Here is a 21,394-nt window from a genome sequence, read left to right as displayed (position 1 = left end):
AAGGTGACGCGCAGCGCCGGATGAGGGTGCGCTTCAGGCGCCTGCCAGTGCCTGGAGTGACAAACGCGTCGCCACGCGCCTTCAGAAGTGACACTGCGATTGCTTCGCCCGGTACCCTCACCCCAACCCCGCATCCGCTCCAAGACACGCGCACCTTCGGTGCGCAAGCGGTGCCTTCTCGCTCCAAGGCAAAGAGGCGTTGTCACACACCTTTATCTCCCTCGACCTTGCTGACTGGCTTGGCCGGGATGGCGTGACGCTATTGGCAAGAGCACCGCCATCAGCCACCAACACGGCATCCCAACCCCTAAAACGCAAACACCCGCCTTTCGGCGGGTGTTTGCTTGAAAGCAGATCCAGCGATCAATCGATCACTTGATCTTGCCTTCCTTGTACATCACGTGCTTACGCACGACCGGGTCGTATTTCATCATTTCCATCTTCCCCGGAGTGTTTTTCTTGTTCTTATCCGTGGTGTAGAAGTGGCCGGTAGCGGCCGAGGAAATCATACGAATCTTGTCACGCTTGCCTTTTGCCATGACTGCTTACTCCTCAGACCTTTTCGCCGCGCGCGCGCAGCTCTTTCAGAACGGCATCAATCCCGTTCTTGTCGATGGTGCGCAATGCATGCGCGGAGACACGGAGTTTCACCCAGCGGTTTTCGCTGGCGACCCAGAAGCGACGCTCGTGCAGGTTGGGCAGGAAGCGACGACGGGTTCTGTTGTTTGCGTGGGAGACGTTGTTACCCGTCTGCACACGCTTGCCGGACACTTGGCATACGCGGGACATTACGCACCTCGATAAATGAATTGCCACCCATAGCCTGGGGAGCGGCGGCCCCGACAGCGCCAGGCTGTCACGCAACGTTGGGAATCAAGAACTTACGCTGGAACAGGCCGGCAACCCCATTGCGCTGGGTACCGCCATCCGGAGCGATCCGGGCACAGCGAGCCGCGCATTATGCACGGCTTTCCTATGTGCCGCAAGCACTTAGCGTGTCCGGGGCGAAGGCGGCGCCTGCGTCGGCCCCGAGCTGCCACGTTGCGAACAATGGCGGCCGCGGCCCATTCTCCGACTGCCTGGTCATCCGCATGGCGGCACACACAGCCTAACCACGCCGTGCATGCCCAGACCGCGGAGCACGCAGGAGGCACGTGGCGGCCGCGCCGCGTCCGCTAGTCACTCGCTCCACGCCCCTGATGCGCTGGCCGCTCCCGATGCAGCCAGCGATACAGCACCGGCAACACCAGCAGAGTGAGCATGGTGGAGGAGACGATGCCGCCGATCACCACCGTGGCCAGGGGGCGCTGCACCTCGGCACCGGCACCGACGTTGAAGGCCATCGGCACGAAACCCAGCGCGGCCACCAATGCGGTCATCAGCACCGGCCGCAGGCGCGACAACGCGCCCTCGCGCACTGCCTGCTCCAGCGGCATGCCATCTGCGCGCAGGCTGCGCACGAAAGCGATCATCACCAGGCCATTGAGCACCGCCACACCCGACAACGCGATAAAGCCCACGCCGGCAGAAATCGACAACGCCAGCCCGCGCAGCGCCAACGCCACCACGCCCCCGGTCAGTGCCAGCGGCACGCCGCTGAACACCACCAGCGCATCGCGCAGCGAACCGAATGACCAGTACAGCAGTGCAAAAATCAGCAGCAACGTGCCTGGCACCACCCAGGCCAGGCGCTGGCTGGCGGAGATAAATTGCTCGAAGGTACCGCCGTAGCCGATCCAGTAGCCGGTGGGCAGCACGACCTCGGCCTGCACGCGTTGCTGCACCTCGGCCACGAAACTGCCCAGGTCGCGATCGCGCACGTTGGCGGTGATCACGATGCGGCGCTTGCCGTCTTCGCGATTGATCTGGTTCGGGCCGAGGACGGTTTCGATCCTGGCAACCTCACGCAACGGCACGGTGATCGGCTCGCCGCTGCGCCAGCCGGCAGCGCGGCTGGATTCGTCGGCATCGCCACGCTCGCCATCGCCGCGCAACGGGATCGGCAGGTCCGCCAATGCGGCCGGGTCCTGGCGCAGGCTCTCCGGCAGCCGTACCACGATGTCGAACCGGCGGTCGCCGTCGAACAGTTGCCCGGCCGGCTGCCCGCCCACCGCGGCCGCTACTGTGTCCTGCACCACACCGGGATTGAGCCCATAGCCAGCCAGCGCAGCACGGTCGGGCACCACTGCCAGCATCGGCAGGCCAGTGGCCTGTTCCAGGCTCACGTCGGCCGCGCCCGGCACCGCGCTGGCGATCTGCTGTACACGCTGCCCCAGCTTGACCAGCGTGGCCAGATCGTCGCCATAGACCTTGATCGCCACATCCGCACGCACGCCGGAAATCAGCTCGTTCATGCGCATCTGGATCGGCTGGGTGAACTCGTAATTGTTGCCGGGCAGCTGCTTGGCTGCCTCTTCGATCTCGGTCAGCAATTGCGCTTTCGGCTTGCGCGGATCCGGCCATTGCGCGCGTGGATGCATGATCAGGAACGTATCGGCCACCGACGGCGGCATCGGGTCGGTGGCCACTTCGGCGGTACCGATTTTGCTGAAGACATGCGCCACTTCCGGAAACTGCTTGATGCGTTTTTCCAGCGTGGATTGCATGGTGATGGACTGTTCCAGGCTGGTACCGGGAATGCGCAAGGCATGCAGGGCCACATCGCCTTCATCCAGATTGGGGATGAATTCGCTGCCCAGCCGCGTGGACAGCAGCGCACACAGCGCCACCGTGGCCAGCGCCGCACTACCGACCCAGCGGCCGTGATGCAGCGCGCGATCCAGCAACGGTGCATACACCCTGCGCGCCCAGCGCATCGCACGGTTTTCGTGTTCGGCCACCTTGCCGCCGAGCAGCAATGCGATCGCTGCTGGCACAAACGTCAGCGACAGCAGCATCGCGCCGCTGAGCGCGAGCACCACGGTGATCGCCATCGGGTGGAACATCTTGCCTTCGATGCCCGTGAGCGCGAACACCGGCAAATACACCGCGGTGATGATGCCCAGGCCGAACAGGCTGGGACGGATCACCTCGGCGGTGGCTTCGGCGGTGAGTTCGAAGCGTTCGTCGCGATCGAGCACGCGGCCCAGCCGCAGTTGCGCCTGGCCGAAGCGGCGCAGGCAGTTCTCCACGATGATCACCGCGCCATCGACGATCAAACCGAAATCCAGCGCACCCAAACTCATCAAGTTCCCGGACACGCCGCCACGCACCATGCCGGTAAGCGTGAACAGCATCGCCAACGGAATCACCGCGGCCGTGATCAAGGCCGCGCGCACATTGCCCAGCAGCAGGAACAACACCACGATCACCAGCAAGGCGCCTTCGATCAGGTTCTTGGCGACGGTGACGATGGTGCGGTCCACCAACGCGGTGCGGTCGTACACCGGCACCGCCTGCACGCCGGCCGGCAAGCTGGCGTTGGCCACTTTCAAACGCTCGGCAGCCGCCTGCGACACGGTGCGGCTATTGGCGCCGACCAACATGAACACCGTGCCCAGCACCACTTCGCTGCCGTCCTGCGTGGCCGCACCGGTGCGCAACTCGCGGCCCTCGCCCACCTGCGCCACATCGCGCACCCGGATCGGCACGCCTTGCCGCCGATCCAGCACGATCGCACCGATCTGCGCGCTATCGTCCACCTGCCCCGGCACGCGCACCAGAAACTGCTGGCCGTTGCGTTCGATATAGCCGGCGCCGATGTTGCGGTTGTTGGCCTGGACCGCTTGCACGACGTCGTCCAGGGTGAAGCCCAACGCGACCAGCCGCGCCGGGTCGGGCGTGATGTGGATCTGCCGCGCATACCCGCCGATGGTGTTGACCTCGGTCACGCCCGGCACATTGCGCAGCTGCGGGCGCACCACCCAATCCTGCAAGGTGCGCAGATCGGTGGCCGTCCACGCACTGCCATCGGGCTTGCGTGCATTGGGCTGGGCCTCGACCGTGTACATGAAGATCTCGCCCAGGCCGGTGGCGATCGGCCCCAGCTGTGGTTCCAGATCGGCCGGCAATTGCGATTTGACCTGCTGCAAACGCTCGGCCACCTGCTGCCGCGCGAAATACAGATCGGTGCCATCGGCAAACACGGCGGTCACCTGCGACAGACCATAGCGCGACAGCGACCGCGTCGACTCCAGCCCTGGTAACCCTGCCAGTACCGTCTCCAGCACAAACGTCACCCGCTGTTCGGATTCCAGCGGCGAATAACCCGGTGCCGCGGTGTTGACCTGCACCTGCACATTGGTGATGTCGGGTGTCGCATCGATCGGCAAGCGCGAAAAACTCCACGCACCGATTGCAATCAAGACGCCTGTCAATGCCAGCATCAACCAGCGCTGTGCAATCGCCAAGCGGATGATGTTGGTCAGCATGACAAGCCCCTCCGTACATACCCGGTACCGCTCTGCGCCAGCCGGTGTCCTCGCCGTGCCACCGACCGATAGCGCAGCCTCCCTACCGCGATGCTGCGCAACACGCCAAACGAACAACCAACCGCACACCAGCGCTGCTGTTGTTGCTGTTGTTGCTGTTGTTGCTGTTGTTGCTGTTGTTGCTGTTGCTGTTGCTGGTTGCTTTCGGGGCCCCATACCGCAGCGGCAAGGCCGGCAGATACAACCCGCAGGGCGCCGCGCATGGATGCGCGGTGTTTTTGTAAGTGACACGGATGTCCCTTACAAACATTTCTGCCGAACTTGCGCACCCGCAGCGCCGCAGGCGCGGAGGGCGCGAGGACGGGGTGTGCTTTCTTTTGGTTACTTTGGTCAGCCTGCGGCTGCCGTAGAGCGCTTCTTGCACAAGCAAAGAGAAGTGACTCGCGCCCGACAGGGCGTGAAAGCCTTTGCCCTTGTCTGAAAGGACAAGAAGGCCTTTGCCCTAATCCGAACGGGCGCGAACGCCTGGACCTTGGCATGTCCCCTTTTGCACGACAAACACCCTCAGTCAGGCATGCACTAGCGCTTCCCCCCATCAGATCAATGCTCATGCGAGGCCCCCGATTTTTCGATATCGGTCTTCACCAGATAACTCTGCTCCACCACCACCGTATCGCCCACGGCCAGACCCGATCGCACTTCCACCTGCTGCGCATCGCGTGCGCCAAGCTTCACCGGCCGCGCTTCGTACACATCGCCCACTCGTACAAACACCACCTCCCGGTCACGCACTTGTTGTAGCGCGCCCACCGGCACCACCATCGCCGCCGGCTGCTGCGCCACCGTTACCCGCGCTTTGACTGCAGAGCCCGGCCGCCACAAGCCATCGCTATTGCGCAACACCGCACGCGCCACGGTGCTCTGGCTCGCCGTGGCAGTGCCCGGCAACACACGCTCCAGGGTGGTCTGCGCCACGACGCCATCGCTCATGCGTGTCACCGTCACTGGTGCGCCGGCGGTGATGTGCCCGGCGTCGGCACCGAAGATGTGCAGATCCACCCACAGAGTCGATAAGTCGGCGATTTCGAACAGCGCCTGACCTTCGCCTGCGTTGCTGCCCAAGCTGGCGTTACGCGCAAGCACGGTGCCGCTGATCGGTGCGCTGATCGAATAGGTGGTCAGGCTCAGGTTGCTCTCCACCGTGGCCAGCACCTGGCCGGCGCGCACCTGGTCGCCGACATTGACGCGCAGGCTGCGTACCGGGCCGGGAAAGCGTGCGGTGGCCTGCGCTTGCGCACCTTCTGCCGGCGTCAGTAGCCCCTGCACTTCGTGCTGGTCGGCGATGCTGCCGGCGCCGACGGCGGCCACACGGATGCCCGCGTCCTGCGCGATCTTGGCCGCGATGGTGGTGCGCCCCTCATAGCTGGGATAGCTCCAGCGATGGGCCTTGCCCTGGACGGTGGCACGCACGTCCACATCGAACGAATGCGGCTCGCTTACCGTGGTGTCGGCTAGCAGACTGCCATCCCCGCGCGGCCGCAATCGATGCACGTCGTTGACGCCGCCAAGCCGCTGCAGATGCACTTCCACGCTACCAGCGGTGGCCGGCACCGGTTTTCCATCGCGGTAGAGCCAGGCCTGGTAGGTGGGTGGCGTGCCGTCTTCGGCGATCGCCAGCTCCACACTGTCGCCGTCCTGGTTGAGCAGCCGTCCGCCATGCGTGCCGGTCTGGCCTTCGCCGCCATGCGCATCGGCATCTGCCTCGCCTGCGGCGGCAGTGTCTGTGTGGTCATCGTGCGATGCTTCGCTGCTGCGGCCACAGCCGCCGAGCAATAGCGCCAGCAACAGCGGCGCAATCATGAAACGTGTCATCGAAGGGAATCCTGGTTGGCGCCGGCGCGTTGAATCGGGCGAACGAATAGAGATGCGTTGCGCTGGAAATGCGCCAGGCGTGGGCATCGTTTCGCGAGCGCTGGGTGCCGACATCACTGCGAATGCAGCGATTCCAACCAGGCCCACGCACGCGGCATGAAAACGCAGTACTGAAACAGCGTTCATGGCGTCACCTGCGCTGCGGGATCAATGACGAACGGCTGCCCGGTCAGGCGCTGGATTTCGATCAACGCGGTCTGCGCGTCCAGTGCGGCGGCCAGTTGCTGCTGACGTGCATCGCTGCGTTGCGCCTGCAGCTGCGCCCAGTCCAGATAACTGGTGGCGCCGGCGCGATAAGCGCGCTCGGCGGCGGCATCGGCACGTGCGAGTGCGGGCAGCACATCGCTGCGCATGCGCGTGACTTCCAACTGTGCAGCACGGTAGCGGCCATGCGCGTCGGCCAGCGTTGCGTAGAGCGTCAGCGCCTGCGATTGACGTTCCAGATCCAGCAACGACAGCTCCGCTTCGGCGGCGCGGATCTCCGGCTGCGCGCGTGCTGCGCCACCCAACGCCAGCGAGACGCTGCCGAGCAACGCTGTGGCGTCGTTACCTTCGAGCCGACGTACGCCCACCTGCCAGTCCAGATCCGGGCGCGCCTGGCTGCGTGCCAAGCGCACACGTGCCTCGCGCACGCGCTGTTCGCCATTCAAACGCGCCAGTTCCGGCGTGGCATCGAGCAACTGCGCCAACACCTCGAACTCGGGAATGTCCGGTAGCTGCAACGGGTCGCCGGTGATGGCGCCGACGTCCGATGTGCGCTCGCCCCACAACACCGCCAATTGGCGGCGTGCGGCGAGTAGTTCCTGTTGAGCGCGGTCGCGTTCGAGTTCTGCGCGCGCCTGCAAGGCCTGGGCGGTCAGCAACACCGATTCCGGCGACGCGCCGGCCTGCAGCCGTTGGCGCGCAGCACTGGCGGTGCGTTGGCGCTGGGCCAGCGTTTCCAGCGCCACTGCGTGCCGCTGCGTGGCCATGCCGATGGCCAGGTAGCGCCGCGCCACTTCGGCCAGCACATCCAGCCGGGCCAGGGCGCGTTGCGGCGCCAGCGTGTCGATACGCGCTTGCGCCAGGGTGCGGCGCGCGTCGAGCTTGCCGCCGCGTTCCAGCACGCCGGCCAGGGTGACGGTGAGTTCCGCCTGGTCCAGCGCGCGGGTGGGGCCGGTGCCGAACACGTTTTCCAGTTCGGCGCCGATGCGCAACGGCGGACGCAGTGCGTCGCGTTCGGCGTCGGCGGTGAGGACCGCGCGTTGGCCATCGGCCAGGCGCAGATCGGGGTGCTGGCGGGCAACGCGCGCAATGGCGTCGTCCAGGGTCAGCACGGGTTTGGGCGGCAGGTCCTGCGCATTGGCGCACGGCGCAACCGCGAAGACGGCAAGCGCCGTCAGTCGCAACCACATGAGGGTGTCTCCGGAATCGGGATCGATGGACAGGCCGGCAGTTGCCGGCGGTGCATCAGACCGTGATCGGAGGACGCAACCCGGTCTCGCTCAGACGCGAGCGGTAATCGGTGGTCAGCACGGGCGGCTGCCCGTGCGCGCGCGCAGGCAACGGACCCCAGGCAAGCGCCGGCAGCATGGCCGGGCTGTGCCCGTGGCAATAGCCGCTGTGCATCAAGGCATGCATCAAACCCGCACCGTCGCGTTCGCCGGCATCGCCTTCGTCGGCGCCGTCATGGCCATGCGGTGCGGTGTCGTCCAGATGTGCCTGGTCGTGCGCCAACGCATGCACATCACCCAGCGCGCAAGCGACCGGTGCGACAAGCACGCCCATGACCAGCACCAGCAACGCGATCAGGCGCAGCAAGGGGGGCAATCGACGGGCGCGACGAAGCAGCATGGGCGCAGCGTATCGGGGCCGGGGCAGTTACACAATCGCATGTACAGCCGAGCTACGTTCAAAGCGCAGGGCAAAAGCCGTGGTGCGTCGAGGACGCGATGCCCTCACCGCTCGCGGGACACGCCGTGAATCCGTCAGTGGAGGCTCCTTGGCGGCATCCATGCCGCCAAGGGTCCCGCAATCGGCGAGGACACCGCACCAGGGCGTTGGTCGGTAGCTTAGCGAAACCTGCTTGCCGATCATCTGGCGTTGGCAACCGACTGGATGTGCCGTAGTCCAACCACCCCATTTCATGCGCTGCTTGTAACCACGCACACCGACCATCTCGACGGGTCCTTGCCCGCCCACCGTCGCGGGACCTTACGCGGCATGGATGCCGCGTAAGAGCCTACAAGGACGTACTTGCGGCGTGTCCTGCGATGGTGGGCGGGCAAGGGCCCTGCAACCAAGCCAAAGACCAGACGCTCCAAAGTGGTCCTGTCAGCCGCTCAAGATGCCCCCGGGCATCACGGCGCCGCGCGACGGACCGGTTTGGCGTCTATCGGGCGTGCCTTGCTTTCGGCGATGAAGGCACGCACCTGCTGCTCCAGCACCGGCAAGGTGACCGAGCCCTGGCGCAGCACCACATCGTGGAAGGCCTTGATGTCGAAGCGATCGCCTAGCGCCTTTTCAGCTTCGCCACGCAGCTTGACGATGGTGATCTCGCCCAGCTTGTAGCTCAGTGCCTGGCCGGGCCAGGAGATGTAACGGTCCACTTCGGTGGTGACTTCGTGCTCGCTGAGCGCGGTGCGGTCGCGCAGATAGGCCAGTGCCTGCGCGCGGCTCCAGCCGTCGTGGTGCACGCCGGTGTCGATCACCAACCGGCAGGCGCGCCACATCTCGTAGGTGAGCCGGCCGAACTCTTCGTACGGTGTTTCGTAGATGCCCATCTCCTGGCCGAGCTTCTCGGTGTACAGCGCCCAGCCCTCGCCGTAGGCGGAGATGTAGTTCTCACGCCGGAAAGCCGGTTGCTCGCCCTGCTCGAGCGCCAGCGATCCCTGCAGCGAATGACCCGGCGAGGACTCATGCAGGGTCAGCGCCGGCAGGTTGTACAACGGCCGCGATGGCAGGTTGTAAGTGTTGACCCAGTAGGTGGTGGCACCACCGCGGCCAGCGGTCCAGAACGGGGCGATATCGTCGGGCACCGGCTTGATGGTGAAGCGCCCGCGCGGCAGCGTGCCGATGAACTTGCCCACCTGCCCATCCACGCGCTTGGAAATCCACGCGGCGCGATCGAGCAACTCTTGCGGGGTCTTGGCGTAGAACTGTGGATCAGTGCGCAGGAAGGCCAGGAACTGCGCGAACGTGCCTTTGAAACCCACCTGTTTGATGATCGCGTTCATCTGGGTCTGGATACGCGCCACTTCGTCCAGGCCAATCTGATGAATCTGCTCAGGGCTAAGTTCCAGCGTGGTGTATTCGCGGATCTGCTGCAGATAGAACGCCTTGCCGCCGGGCAATGCTTCGGCGGCCAGCGTGGTGCGTGCCTTGGGCATGTACTCGTTGCGAAAGAAGGTCAGCAACTTGCTGTACGCCGGAAGGACCTGCGCGCGCAGCGCCGCCTTGGCCTGTTCGCGCAGTTGCGCCTGCTCGGCGGCGGGGATCTGCGCAGGCAGCTGCTTGAACGGTGCGTAGAAGGTCGATTCGGTGGGGTCTTTGACATCGGCCACGGTGGCGATGGACACATCGCGCCCGTCCAGCACTGCGCGGGGCACACTGAATCCGCGGGCCAGGCCGGCGCGCATGTTGACCATCTGCTGGTCGAAGTAGCGCGGCACATCGTTCAGACGCGCGATGTAAGCGCGGTACTCGGCCGCGGTCTTCATCGGCCGCTGCGCCATGAAGCCCAGATTCGACCAGAACGAACTATCGGAATTGAACGGCATCTCGTAGGCACGCAGACGCACTTCGGCCGCCAGGTTCTCCACCTGCGGGCGGTAAATGGCGAAGTTGATCTGATTGGCCGGCGAGAGCTGCTTCGGGTCGATACCGTCGAGCTGCTTGAGCACGCCGTCCCACACGGCCAGCCGTGCTTGCTGCGCGGCCGCGCTGACATCGGGCAGATGCGTGTTGTCGCCAGTGGTGTCGCTGTCTTCGTCGGCCTGGCCGGTCTCGGCCTGGCGCCAGGCCCACTCTTTTTCATAGATGGCGCGGAAGCGCGCGTCGGCAGGTGCTTCGGCGGTCAGTGTGGCCGGAGTCGGTGGTGTGGCAGCCTGGGTCGTGGCGGCGAACGAGGTGCCCAACAGGGCGAGCGCGAGGGCAGTGGCGAGCGAAGAGGTCACGTGCGGAAAGCCTGATCTGGAGCGAACGCCCGATCATGGCAGCACCCGGGCGTGCTGCCATGGGCCGGAAGTCCCAACGCGGGCCGGCGCACGGGTGTGGCTGGAGTGTCGGCGGCTGGACCGATATGGCGGGGCGAGTCAGGGACTGCCCCCATCCGCCCTGCGGGCACCTTCGGGGGAAGCGACGTGGTGGGCTTGTCAGAAGCCGTTCGTCACCTCTTCGCCGGAGGTAAAGGACGTGACGTGCTTGGCGAGGGCAGTATCGCCCCCTCTCCCGCTTGCGGGAGAGGGTTGGCGTGAGGGCCGCTCGAGGCCGGTAAACGTAGCTTCGGATCAGGCCTTGCGCACCACCACCAGGTGCCGCTCGCCCTCCAGACCGGGCACCTGCAGCGGGTGCACCTCGGCCACGCTCCAGCCGTCGGGCAGTGCGGTGATTTCTTCGTGCGGATAAACGCCCTTCATCGCCAACAAGCTGCCGCCCGGGCGCAGCAGGTGGCCGCCGACGGCGATGATGCCGGCCAGCGTATCCAGCGCGCGTGCGGTGAGGTGGTCGTAGGCGGCTGGCTCGTCCAGCGCTTCGGCGCGCGATTCGGCCACGCGGGCGTTGCGCAGCTCCAGATGGCGCAGGGCCTCGCGCATGAAGCGCGCCTTCTTGCCATTGCTTTCCACCAGCGTCACCTGCAGCTGCGGGCGGGTGATCGCCAACGGGATGCCGGGCAGGCCGGGGCCGGTGCCGAGGTCGGCCAGGGTGCCGCTGGCGATGTAGGGCTGCATGGCCAGCGAGTCGAGCAGATGGCGGGTGACCATCTCGCGCGGGTCGCGCACGGCGGTGAGGTTGTAGGTCTTGTTCCAGCGCACCAGCAAGGCCAGGTAGCGCAACAGCGGCGCGGCGAAGGCCGCATCCAGGGATTGGGCCTGCAGGCCGCGTTCGAGCGCGGCGGAGACCTCGGGGGCAAGTGCGGCATCGTTCATGGCGCAATTATCGCAGCTGGGCTGGCGGGCATGCGCGTAACGATGGGGACGGTACTGCGAGGGCTGGCGTGGTTGCCTCCGCAGGTCGCTCACCTGCTGCGTGATGCTCGTCCTACGCCGTGGCGGCCTCTGCTGAACGAGCGGCAGTGACGCTGTCACGCGTGACACAAAACTGACATGCCGTGACCCCAGCATGGTCGTGTCTGCTTGCCTGCCCTTTATCCATGCTGTGATCGACCCGTCTGCCGCTTCCCTCCTGGCTGATTCCGCTGCCACCACGCTCGCTCCACCGGATCCTGGCCGGCGGCGCATCCTTATCGCTGGCGCCGGTCTGGCTGCGGCGGGGCTGCTCAGCCCCTTCGCACGCGCCAGCGGTAGTGCCGACCCTTTCACGCTGGGCGTGGCGGCCGGTGACCCCTTGGCCGATGGCTTCGTAATCTGGACGCGGCTGGCACCCCGCCCGCTGGACCCGGACGGACGCGGCGGCCTGAGCGCAGCGGTGCCAGTGCGCTGGCAGGTGGCCAGCGACCCGGCGATGCGCACCATCGTGCGCCAGGGCGAGACCGTCGCCAGCCCCGTCTGGGGCCACGCGGTGCACGTGGAGCTGACCGGCCTGGCGGCCGATCGCCCTTATTGGTACTGCTTTCAGGCACTGGGTGCGCGCAGCCCGATCGGCAGCGCGCGTACCTTGCCGGCAGCGCATCAGATGCCGGACACGGCGCGATTCGGGTTTGTCTCCTGTTCGCACTGGGAGCTGGGGTATTTCAGCGCCTACCGTCACCTCGCCGCAGAACAGCCGGACCTGGTGTTCTTCCTGGGCGATTACATCTACGAGTACAGCAACCACGGCGCGGCGGCGAACAAGGTCGTGCGCCCGCACGGCAGCGGCGAGTGCCTGGATCTGGCCGGCTACCGCAATCGCTACGCGCTCTACCGCACCGACCCGGACCTGCAGGCGCTGCATGCCGGCAGCGCCTGCGTGGCGACCTGGGACGACCACGAGGTGCAGAACGATTACGCCAACCGCTGGTCGCAGGATCCGTCGATTCCGGTCGACACCTTTCTGGCCCGGCGCGCTGCCGCCTACCGCGCCTTTTACGAACATTTCCCGCTGCGGGCCCGGCATCGCCCGCACGGCGCGGACATGCGCATCTACCGCTCGCTGGATTACGGCCAGCTGGCGCGTTTTTACGTGCTCGATGGCCGCCAGTACCGTAGCGAGCAACCCTGCCCGCAGGCCAATGGCTGGCGCGGCGGCCATGTGGCGGCCGACAGTTGCCGAGAACGCACCGACCCGCGTCGCACCATGCTCGGTTGGGAGCAGGAGCGCTGGCTGCATGGCGGCTTCGCCCAGTCACCTGCGCGCTGGAACGTCATTGCGCAGGATTTGCTGGTGGCACCGATGCGGCAGGCAGGGCGCGATGGCGTGGTCGGGCACTGGACCGACGGCTGGGATGGCTACCCGGCTACACGCGAGCGCATGCTCGATGCGATTGCGAAGACGCGCTTGCGTAACCCGGTGTTCTGGGGCGGCGACATCCACTCGTACTGGGTCACCGATCTGAAGGCCGATCCGGCCGACGACGCGTCGGCAACGCTGGCCACCGAATTCGTCGGCACCTCGATCACCTCCGACGGCCAGAGCAATGTCGAACTGCACGCGACCATGGCAGCCAATCCCCACGTGCATTACGTGGACGGCGAAACGCGCGGCTATGTGTCGGTGACGGTCACGCCAGGGCAGATGGAAACGCGGCTGCAGGGCATCTCCGATCGGCGCGACCGCAACGCCACGGTGTCGACGATGAAACGTTTCATGGTGGAAGACGGCAGACCCGGCGCAGTGGAGGCCTGAGCTGCTGCCGCGGCAGCGTAAGTCTGGACTGCGCCGAAACGGCTGCCCACAGCACTCCAAACACCGCGCACTGTGTCGGCCATCGCATTGAGACGGTCAGACGTAGGAATGGACATGCAGCGGTAAGACGGCAGCGCTACACCTGCACGCTGCTGCAGCTGCCTGAAGGACACGCCATGACCGCCTCCGATCCCGCCCGCCGCCGCATCCTGCAAGGGTTGGGGGCCGGTTTGTTGCTGCCGGCCGCTACCGGTTGGTCCACACGCGCTCTGGCCGCGCCGTCGGGGCGACCGGCCATCACCGACGGCGTGCAAAGCGGCGATGTGCTGGACGGCCGCGCGATGCTGTGGAGCCGTGCCGATCGCCCAGCGCGGTTGCGCGTGGAATGGGACACCCGCCCAAGCCTGCGCCAGGCGCGACGCGTGGACGGCACGATGGCGTCGCCGGCGCACGACTTCACCGCACGCGCGGATCTGAGCGGCCTGCCGCGCGATCAGGACATCTTCTATCGCGTGCGCTTCGAAGATGCAGACAGCGGCGTCCTGAGCGCGCCCGTCCACGGCCATTTACGCAGTGCGCCGCAGGCGCGTGGCGATGTGCGCTTTGTCTGGAGCGGCGATACCGTGGGCCAGGGCTTCGGCATCAATCCGGACATCGGCGGCATGCGTATCTACAGCGCGATGCGCGAGCGCAATCCGGATTTCTTCCTGCACAGCGGCGACACCATCTATGCCGATGGCCCGATTCCGGCCGAGCTGATCGTGGAAGAAGGCAAGCGCTGGCGCAACCTCACCACTGCGGCCAAGAGCAAGGTCGCCGAAACGCTGGACGAATTCCGCGGCAACTACCGCTACAACCTGCTCGATGCGCACGTGCGCCGCTTCAATGCCGAGGTGGCGCAACTCTGGCAATGGGACGACCACGAAACCACCAACAACTGGTCGCCCGGCAAGCAGTTGGATGCGCGCTACCAGGTGCGCGACATCGACGTGCTGGCCAAGCGCGCTCGCCAGGCGTTCCTGGAATATGCGCCGATGCGCGGCGTGCGCGCCGATGGCAACGGACGCATCTATCGCAAGATTTCCTACGGCCCGCTGCTGGATGTGTTCGTGCTGGACATGCGCAGTTACCGCGGCGCCAACAGCGACAACCTGCAACCGCAACCCGGCCCCGATGCTGCGTTTCTCGGGCCGGAACAATTGGCATGGCTGCAACGCGAACTGGCCGGCTCACGCGCGCAGTGGAAAGTGATTGCTGCCGACATGCCGATCGGCCTGCAAGTGCCCGATGGCGAAGATGCGAACGGGCGCCCGCGCTGGGAAGCGATTGCCAATGGCGATCCCGGCGTGCCGCGTGGCCGCGAACAGGAAATCGCCGCGCTGTTGCGCTTCATCAGCCACGCACGCATCCGCAACACGGTGTGGCTCACCGCCGATGTGCATTACTGCGCGGCCCATTACTACCATCCCGACCGGGCGGCGTTTCAGCAGTTCGAGCCATTCTGGGAATTTGTCGGCGGCCCGCTCAATGCCGGCAGTTTCGGGCCCAATGCGCTGGATGCCACGTTTGGCCCGAGCGTGGTGTTTCAAAAGGCACCACCTGCGCCCAACACGTCACCGCTGGCCGGTTACCAGTTCTTCGGCGAAGTGGAGATCGATGGCCGCAGCGGCGTGCTCACGGTGACCTTGCGCGACCTGGATGGCGTGGCGCAGTTTCGTCAGCCGATTCTGCCGCACGGTGTGACGTAACAACACGCGGCGGCCGGCTTACGCGCCCGCCAACGGATAAAACGCCAACGCCGCGCGACACTCCGGTGCAGCCCACCATTCGTGCAACTGCCATTGCGCGGCCTGGCCGAGTGCCGGATCGCACCACTGCAGGTGCAGCGCGCCATCGGGCGTGAGTGCATATGCAAGCCGATGCAAACCGAACGACAGCCCATGCCCATATGCCTTGAGCAAGGCTTCCTTGGCGCACCACAGCCGAAAGAACAGCGCATGTTGTGCGTCCGGCGCCAGTGCGGTGAGCAAGGCGATTTCGTCGGGATGGAAGAAGCGTTGCGCGATCTCCAGCACGCGCGGACGCGCGCGGATGCGCTCCAGATCCACACCCAGCCTCACGCCTTCGCCCAGCCCCACCAGCAGATACTCGCCGCTGTGGCTCCAGCCGGTATCGCGGTCGGGGAGCGCCGGCTGCAGCGATGGACGCCCGCGTGCATCGCGCTGCAAGGGCACCAGCGCCGGGTCGATGCCCAGCGCCGGGCCAAGCAGCTGACGTGCCTGCGGCTCGCCGCGTTCGCCGTGCCGGTGCGGGCGCAGCCACAGCTGCACCGGGCCAACCCGCCAATTGGCGTGCGCTGTCACGCGCTGTGCACCAAGCCAAACGCTTGGCCACGCCGTTCATGGCGCTCGACAGCTGCTTCACGCGCGGCTGCGTTGAATGGCGCCCATGCACCACCTCCGGTGCACGCGAACAAGGAGATCAGCAACATGGGCATCATCATCTGGTTGATCGTCGGCGGCATCGTGGGTTGGCTGGCCAGCATCATCATGCGTCGCGATGCACAGCAGGGCATCATTCTCAATATCGTGGTCGGCATCGTCGGTGCGCTGATCGCCGGTTTCCTGTTCGGCGGCGGCATCAACCAGGCCATCACGCTGTGGACCTTCGTATGGTCGCTGGTGGGTGCGGTGATCCTGCTGGCCATCGTCAATCTGTTTACCCGCGGCCGCCTGCGCTAACGTAGCGCGTCACACACCTGGCTCCATGCAACGCCCGGGTCTGCCCGGGCGTTGTCGTATCAGCCTTCCGCAGCAGCGCGGTCGGCCGGATGGTTGACACCGTCTTCCACCGGCACGGCGATGTTCAGCGCATAGGGGTTGACGCCTTCCAGGCAGCCGACGTTGTAGCCGTATTCGTTGGGATTGGAGCGGCGCCGGTGATGCGTGTAAATACCGCACACGCCGCAGAAATAATGCGCCGCGGCGTGTGTGTTGAACTGATACAGGCGCAGCACCTCTTCGCCCTGCAGCACGTGCAGACCATCGAGCGGGACCGAGGCGACGATGGCGCCACGCCGGCGGCACATCGAACAATCGCAACGACGCGGATCGAGCAGGCCGTGCGGCAGATCCAGATCGATTTGCACTGCACCGCAGTGGCAACTCAGACGATGCACCGGCGCCAGCGTGACATCGCCTACTTTGTGCGTGCTGCGACGCAGATGCCGCTCGCTCATGCGCCCGCCTCCGCCAGCCGTACCCACGCCGGAGCATGATCGCTGGGGCGTTCCCAGGTACGCGGTTCGCGGTCGATGCCCGACGCCACGGCACGCGCGCGCAAGGTATCGGACACCAGCGTCAGGTCGATGCGCAGGCCGAGATTGCGACGGAAGCCGGCCTGGCGGTAATCCCACCAGCTGAACTGCTCGGCGTCCTGGTTGTGCAACCGGAATGCATCGTGCAGGCCCAGCGCCAGCAATTTTTCCAACGCGGCGCGTTCGTCGGTCGAGGTGAGGATGTGGTGCTCATTCCACACCGTCGCATCGTGCACGTCGCGCGCATCCGGGGCGATGTTGAAGTCCCCCAGCACCACCAGCTGCGGATACTTTTGCAGCTCCTGGGCGATCCACTCGTGCGCTGCGGCCAGCCAGCGCAATTTGTAGGCGTACTTGTCGGTGCCCACATCCTGGCCGTTGACCACATACAGATTGATGATGCGCACGCCATCGACCGTGGCGGCGATGACGCGCTGCTGCACGTCGTCGAAGCCGGGGATGCCCATCTGCACGTCCAGTGCCGGCGAACGCGACAGGATCGCGACACCGTTGTACGTCTTCTGTCCGCAGAACACGCTGCGGTAGCCCAGTTCAGCCAGTGCTGCGTCCGGAAACTTATGGTCTTCCAGCTTGGTTTCCTGGATCCCCACCACGTCCGGCGCGAACGCGGTGAGCCACTGTTGCAGGTGCGGCAGACGCACGTTGAGCGAGTTGACGTTCCAGGAGGCAATCTTCATGGCGTGGACCGTGGTTCAAACCACCAATGGTACCGCGCATGTGCCGTGCCTCAGGACGGTGGAGCAATGCGTCCCTTCGATGGAGGGCAACGGGGCACGCGTGCCACGCAATGCAGCGATGGAGGCGGGCGCATTTGTGCACGTCCCGTCCAGATGCGTGCGCCGTGTTTCGGTGCCGACGGACGACCGGGCGCGCTTGCCGTCGCGCGGCGGCACGGGGGCGTCTACCTGCAGATCAGGACCAGTGAGACGACTGCCACGGGCGACAGCACGCTGGTGGCATCTGCAAGTAACAGCAGCGATCAATCATTTACTGAGAATTTAGTCAGCGCAGCCGAAGTGGGTAAGCTAGCGCCACCCTCTGTGATGCCGCTAGCCATGCCGTCATCAGCCGCCGTCGCGTTGCCGCCGCATTCGCCAGCCCTTCCCAATCTGAGCATCAACGAGCGCGACATGCTCGACCGCCTGCGGCGGGCCGGCGTACTCACCCGTGCCGACCTCAGCCGGGGCACCGGACTGACCGTGCAGACCGCAGTGCGTCTGATCGAAGGTCTGCAAGCGCGCGGCATGGTGCAGATGGGCGAAGCGGTGGCGCGCAACGGGCGCGGCAAGCCCGGCGTGGCGGTGTCGCTGAATCCGGCGTACGGGCACACGCTGGGTATCTCCATCGCCACCGATGCACTGACCTTGGCGCTGGCGGATTTTTCCGGAGCGGTGTTGGCCGTCAGCGAGACCGCGCTGACCGATACCACCTTGTACGGCGTGCTCACCCAGCTGCAGGCCGCCGATGCCGCGCTGCTGGCACGTGCGGACGCGGCTGGCACGCGCCTGGGCGTCGGCGTTGCAATGGATGGGTTTTTCACCGGTGAGGATGCCTTCATCAACCCGCCCGAGCCGCTGCGCGCCCTGGGTCAGATCGCCCTGTGCCCGTGGCTGGCCGAGGCGTTCGGGCAACCGGTGTGGATGGATAACGACGGCAGCGTTGCCGCCGCTGGCGAAGCGATGCTGGGCGTGGGTCAGCGCTACCGCGACTTTGCGTATCTGTTTCTGAGTTACGGTCTGGGAGGCGGCCTGGTCATCGACGGCCAGGTCATGCGTGGCGCACGTGGCAATGCGGGCGAGTTCGCCGGCATGTTGCCGGCGCAGCAGATGGAGCGCCCCACCCTGGAACTGCTGCGGGAACTGCTGGCCGAAGACGGCGTGGCGTTCGCCGATGTGCGCAGCGTGCTGGCGGCCTACGATCCGGCCTGGTCGGCGATCGAGCGTTGGATCGCCCGCAGCGCACCGGGAATATCGTTGATCGTTTGCGCCATCACGGCCGTGTGCGACCCCGAAGCCATCGTGCTCGGCGGTCGCCTGCCGGGCGATCTGGCGCAGCGCTTGATCGCCGCAGTGCAGATCGACAACCTGCCACGCCGCGACCAGGACCGCCCGATGCCCCTGCTGCTTCCGGCCGAAGCGCCGGCCGATGCCTGCGCGATTGGCGCGGCCACCCTGCCGTTGAAGGCACGTTACTTCCGCTAGGCGCGTCGCCGGTGGACGCACGGCGGCGTCGCTACGTTTCTTGCTGCCAGTCGATGCGCTGGTGAGCGGGAGGCGGCGGTGCCACTTCGCGGTTGGACGTGTAGGGCAGTCATCGTCGAACACCTCCACCGCCAGCATGCGTGCCTGTTGCTGCTGTCGTTGGGGTGAGCGCATCCAGCACCTTGTGCTCGGCTTGCAGCGGTGCAGCCGCATTGTCGGTGGCGCCAGTGACTGGCATGCCGCCAGTCGCTACGCCGCGCATAGGCCGGGTCGCACGCATGTAGCAGTGGCGACTCCACCAGCGACGCCAAGGTTGGATGGCATCGCGGTGACCTGCCCATCGCGCATGCGCTGCCACGCGGGCCAGTGACGTGCTGAATCTTAGCGCGATCGTCCAGCCGAGTCCTCGCCAGGACGGCTGCCTCCCCAAAACGCAAAACGCCGGCACTGGGCCGGCGTCTGCGCTCACAACACCAATGACGCTGGTCGATCAGTGACCGGACGCACCGCTGGCACCTAGGCCGGTTTCGGCACGGATCTGCTGCGCCTTGAACGCTGCGCGTTCGTTGGCTGCCTGCGGGCTGCGATCCAGCACCGAGAACAACCAGATGCCGACAAAGCCAATCGTCATGGAGAACAGCGCCGGCGAGGTGTACGGGAACGGCGCCGAGCCGGCTGCGTTGCCCAGCGTATCCACCCACACCGACGGCGACAGGATCGTCAGCACCAGCGAAGAGATCAGGCCGAGGAACCCGCCAGTCACTGCGCCACGGGTGGTGCAGTTCTTCCACAACAACGACAGGATCAGCACCGGGAAGTTGGCCGAGGCTGCGATGGCGAATGCCAGCGACACCATGAAGGCCACGTTCTGCTTCTCGAACACGATGCCCAGCAGCACCGCGATCACGCCCAGCACCAGGGTGGTGGCACGCGAGACCTTGAGCTCCGAGCCCGGCGCCGGGTTGCCCTTCTTCATCACCGTGGCATACAGGTCATGCGACACCGCCGAGGCGCCGGACAGGGTCAGGCCCGCCACCACCGCCAGGATGGTGGCGAAGGCCACCGCCGAGATGAAGCCCATGAACACGTTGCCGCCGACCGCATTGCCGACCAGCACCGCCGCCATGTTGGCCGCACCCTTGCCGCCGTGGATGGTGCCGGTGGCGACATCGGCGAACTGCGGGTTGGTCAAGACCAGTGCGATCGCACCGAAGCCGATGATGAAGATCAGGATGTAGAAGTAGCCGATCCAGGTGGTCGCCCACAGCACCGACTTGCGTGCCTGCTTGGCATCGGGAACGGTGAAGAAGCGCATCAGGATGTGCGGCAGGCCGGCGGTGCCGAACATCAGCGCCATGCCGAACGAGATCGCCGAGATCGGATCCTTCACGAAGCCACCCGGGCCCATGATCGCCAGCCCTGCTTTTGCCGCATCCTCGGGCGATGCACCGCCGTTGGCCGCAATCGCCGTCTTCACCCGGACGCCCTCGGCAAACAGCGCCTCGAAGCTGAAGTTGAAGTGCCACATGATCGCCACGGCCATGAAGGTCACGCCGGTCAGCAGCAGCACCGCCTTGATGATCTGCACCCAGGTGGTGGCGGTCATGCCGCCGAACAGCACGTAGATCATCATCAGCACGCCGACCAGGGTCACCGCGACCCAGTAGTCCAGGCCGAACAGCAACTTGATCAACGCACCGGCACCGACCATCTGCGCGATCAGATAGAACAGCACCACCACCAGCGTGCCCGACGCGGCGAAGCTGCGGATGGCGGTCGGCGCGAAGCGGTAGCCGGCCACGTCGGCGAAGGTGTACTTGCCGAGGTTGCGCAGCCGTTCGGCCATCAGGAAGGTCAGGATGGGCCAACCGACCAGAAAGCCGATCGCATAGATCAGGCCGTCGTAGCCGTTGGCCATCACCGCCGCGGTAATGCCCAGGAACGAGGCCGCCGACATGAAGTCGCCAGCGATCGCCAGGCCGTTCTGGAAACCGGTGATGCCGCCACCGGCGGTGTAGAAGTCAGCGGCCGACTTGGTCTTGGCCGCCGCCCACTTGGTGATCCACAAGGTGCCCAGCACGAAGAAACCGAACATGCCGATCGCCACCCAGTTGGTGGGCTGCTTGTCGACCTGGCCCATGTCGCCGCCGGCGGCCAGCGCGAGGCCTGCCGGCAACAGGCCGGCCAGAATCAGGAGAAGGCGCGAAGTCTTGCTCATTTGCGGGCTTCCTCGAGGATTTGCGCGGTCAGCTGGTCATACGCGCTGTTGGCACGACGCACATAGATGGCGGTGATGACGATGGTGAACACCATCACCCCGATCGCGATCGGAATGCCGATCGAGGTCACCCCGGCGCCGATCGGCTTGGCGAGGAATTCCTTGTCGAAGGCAATCAGGCCGATGTAGCCGTAATAGGCCAGCAACATCAGTACGGTGAGTGTCCAGCCCAGCGTGTTGCGCTGACGCTTGAGTGCGTGGTACTTCGGATTGGCATCGATCTTGGCGATCAACGCGTCATTCGAGACGGTCATGGTCTGTCTCCTGGTAGAGCGCTGGTAAGACATCAAGCGGC

The 21,394-nt window shown here is 65.8% G+C and carries 18 protein-coding genes; 5 read left to right on the top strand and 13 right to left on the bottom strand.

Annotation, left to right across the window (positions count from 1 at the left end; all coding sequences use genetic code 11):
* Positions 1-371: 371 nt before the first annotated feature.
* The 3 genes from rpmG to XpruCFBP8353_RS21100 all read right to left on the bottom strand — a co-directional run bounded on the left by rpmG (position 372) and on the right by XpruCFBP8353_RS21100 (position 4,370).
* Complete coding sequence (gene rpmG / locus XpruCFBP8353_RS21110) at positions 372-539, bottom strand: 50S ribosomal protein L33 (RefSeq protein WP_002809462.1); 168 nt, start codon at positions 537-539, stop codon at positions 372-374.
* Between the two features lie 13 nt (positions 540-552).
* Positions 553-789: a 50S ribosomal protein L28 gene (rpmB, locus tag XpruCFBP8353_RS21105; protein ID WP_002809459.1), complete on the bottom strand. Its 237-nt coding sequence runs from the start codon at positions 787-789 to the stop codon at positions 553-555.
* Positions 790-1,175: 386 nt separating this feature from the next.
* Positions 1,176-4,370 carry an efflux RND transporter permease subunit gene (locus XpruCFBP8353_RS21100; protein ID WP_101364975.1) on the bottom strand — a complete coding sequence of 1,065 codons (3,195 nt, stop codon included), beginning with the start codon at positions 4,368-4,370 and terminating at the stop codon, positions 1,176-1,178.
* A 140-nt stretch (positions 4,371-4,510) separates the two neighbouring features.
* On the opposite strand from XpruCFBP8353_RS21100, the gene XpruCFBP8353_RS23880 reads away from it, so the two are divergent.
* Complete coding sequence (locus XpruCFBP8353_RS23880) at positions 4,511-4,654, top strand: hypothetical protein (RefSeq protein ID WP_162301140.1); 144 nt, start codon at positions 4,511-4,513, stop codon at positions 4,652-4,654.
* Between the two features lie 316 nt (positions 4,655-4,970).
* Here the strand turns inward: XpruCFBP8353_RS23880 and XpruCFBP8353_RS21095 are convergent, their stop codons facing one another.
* The 5 genes from XpruCFBP8353_RS21095 to rsmG form a co-directional block, all read right to left on the bottom strand.
* A complete protein-coding gene (locus XpruCFBP8353_RS21095; protein ID WP_101364974.1) occupies positions 4,971-6,242 on the bottom strand; it encodes an efflux RND transporter periplasmic adaptor subunit in 1,272 nt (423 codons plus the stop codon).
* 182 nt (positions 6,243-6,424) lie between these two features.
* On the bottom strand, positions 6,425-7,696 hold the full coding sequence (locus XpruCFBP8353_RS21090) for a TolC family protein (protein ID WP_101364973.1): 1,272 nt from the start codon (positions 7,694-7,696) through the stop codon (positions 6,425-6,427).
* A 55-nt stretch (positions 7,697-7,751) separates the two neighbouring features.
* On the bottom strand, positions 7,752-8,135 hold the full coding sequence (locus XpruCFBP8353_RS21085) for a DUF2946 family protein (protein ID WP_101364972.1): 384 nt from the start codon (positions 8,133-8,135) through the stop codon (positions 7,752-7,754).
* A 506-nt stretch (positions 8,136-8,641) separates the two neighbouring features.
* Entirely contained in the window at positions 8,642-10,456 is a 1,815-nt protein-coding gene (locus tag XpruCFBP8353_RS21070) for a DUF885 domain-containing protein (RefSeq protein WP_101364970.1), read from the bottom strand.
* A gap of 333 nt (positions 10,457-10,789) precedes the next feature.
* Entirely contained in the window at positions 10,790-11,428 is a 639-nt protein-coding gene (gene rsmG / locus XpruCFBP8353_RS21065; protein ID WP_101364969.1) for a 16S rRNA (guanine(527)-N(7))-methyltransferase RsmG, read from the bottom strand.
* Positions 11,429-11,621: 193 nt separating this feature from the next.
* Between rsmG and XpruCFBP8353_RS21060 the strand changes: the two genes are divergently transcribed.
* Positions 11,622-13,283, top strand: a complete 1,662-nt coding sequence (locus tag XpruCFBP8353_RS21060) for an alkaline phosphatase D family protein (RefSeq protein WP_101364968.1) — start codon at positions 11,622-11,624, stop codon at positions 13,281-13,283.
* A 176-nt stretch (positions 13,284-13,459) separates the two neighbouring features.
* On the top strand, positions 13,460-15,031 hold the full coding sequence (locus tag XpruCFBP8353_RS21055) for an alkaline phosphatase D family protein (RefSeq protein WP_101364967.1): 1,572 nt from the start codon (positions 13,460-13,462) through the stop codon (positions 15,029-15,031).
* Between the two features lie 18 nt (positions 15,032-15,049).
* Here XpruCFBP8353_RS21055 and XpruCFBP8353_RS21050 read toward each other — a convergent pair whose 3' ends face one another.
* Positions 15,050-15,646 carry a 4'-phosphopantetheinyl transferase family protein gene (locus XpruCFBP8353_RS21050; RefSeq protein WP_101364966.1) on the bottom strand — a complete coding sequence of 199 codons (597 nt, stop codon included), beginning with the start codon at positions 15,644-15,646 and terminating at the stop codon, positions 15,050-15,052.
* A gap of 126 nt (positions 15,647-15,772) precedes the next feature.
* Here XpruCFBP8353_RS21050 and XpruCFBP8353_RS21045 point away from each other — a divergent pair, with 126 nt between their 5' ends.
* Positions 15,773-16,024 carry a GlsB/YeaQ/YmgE family stress response membrane protein gene (locus XpruCFBP8353_RS21045; RefSeq protein ID WP_101364965.1) on the top strand — a complete coding sequence of 84 codons (252 nt, stop codon included), beginning with the start codon at positions 15,773-15,775 and terminating at the stop codon, positions 16,022-16,024.
* A gap of 59 nt (positions 16,025-16,083) precedes the next feature.
* Here the strand turns inward: XpruCFBP8353_RS21045 and XpruCFBP8353_RS21040 are convergent, their stop codons facing one another.
* Positions 16,084-16,521: a GFA family protein gene (locus XpruCFBP8353_RS21040; RefSeq protein WP_101364964.1), complete on the bottom strand. Its 438-nt coding sequence runs from the start codon at positions 16,519-16,521 to the stop codon at positions 16,084-16,086.
* Positions 16,518-17,297 carry an exodeoxyribonuclease III gene (gene xth, locus XpruCFBP8353_RS21035; protein ID WP_101364963.1) on the bottom strand — a complete coding sequence of 260 codons (780 nt, stop codon included), beginning with the start codon at positions 17,295-17,297 and terminating at the stop codon, positions 16,518-16,520. Before xth ends, XpruCFBP8353_RS21040 begins: the two co-directional genes overlap by 4 nt.
* A gap of 378 nt (positions 17,298-17,675) precedes the next feature.
* On the opposite strand from xth, the gene XpruCFBP8353_RS21030 reads away from it, so the two are divergent.
* Complete coding sequence (locus XpruCFBP8353_RS21030) at positions 17,676-18,821, top strand: ROK family transcriptional regulator (protein ID WP_101364982.1); 1,146 nt, start codon at positions 17,676-17,678, stop codon at positions 18,819-18,821.
* Positions 18,822-19,311: 490 nt separating this feature from the next.
* On the opposite strand, the gene XpruCFBP8353_RS21025 is transcribed toward XpruCFBP8353_RS21030, so the two are convergent.
* Positions 19,312-21,039 carry a cation acetate symporter gene (locus XpruCFBP8353_RS21025; protein WP_101364962.1) on the bottom strand — a complete coding sequence of 576 codons (1,728 nt, stop codon included), beginning with the start codon at positions 21,037-21,039 and terminating at the stop codon, positions 19,312-19,314.
* The gene (locus tag XpruCFBP8353_RS21020) at positions 21,036-21,353 is read right to left on the bottom strand and encodes a DUF485 domain-containing protein (RefSeq protein WP_101364961.1); all 318 of its coding nucleotides are present in this window, start codon (positions 21,351-21,353) and stop codon (positions 21,036-21,038) included. Before XpruCFBP8353_RS21020 ends, XpruCFBP8353_RS21025 begins: the two co-directional genes overlap by 4 nt.
* Positions 21,354-21,394 lie beyond the last annotated feature (41 nt).

The sequence above is a fragment of the Xanthomonas prunicola genome (assembly GCF_002846205.1).
Lineage (GTDB): Bacteria > Pseudomonadota > Gammaproteobacteria > Xanthomonadales > Xanthomonadaceae > Xanthomonas > Xanthomonas prunicola.
The sequence above is the reverse complement of the archived record's forward strand: the minus strand, read 5'-3'. Positions and strand labels throughout refer to the sequence as shown.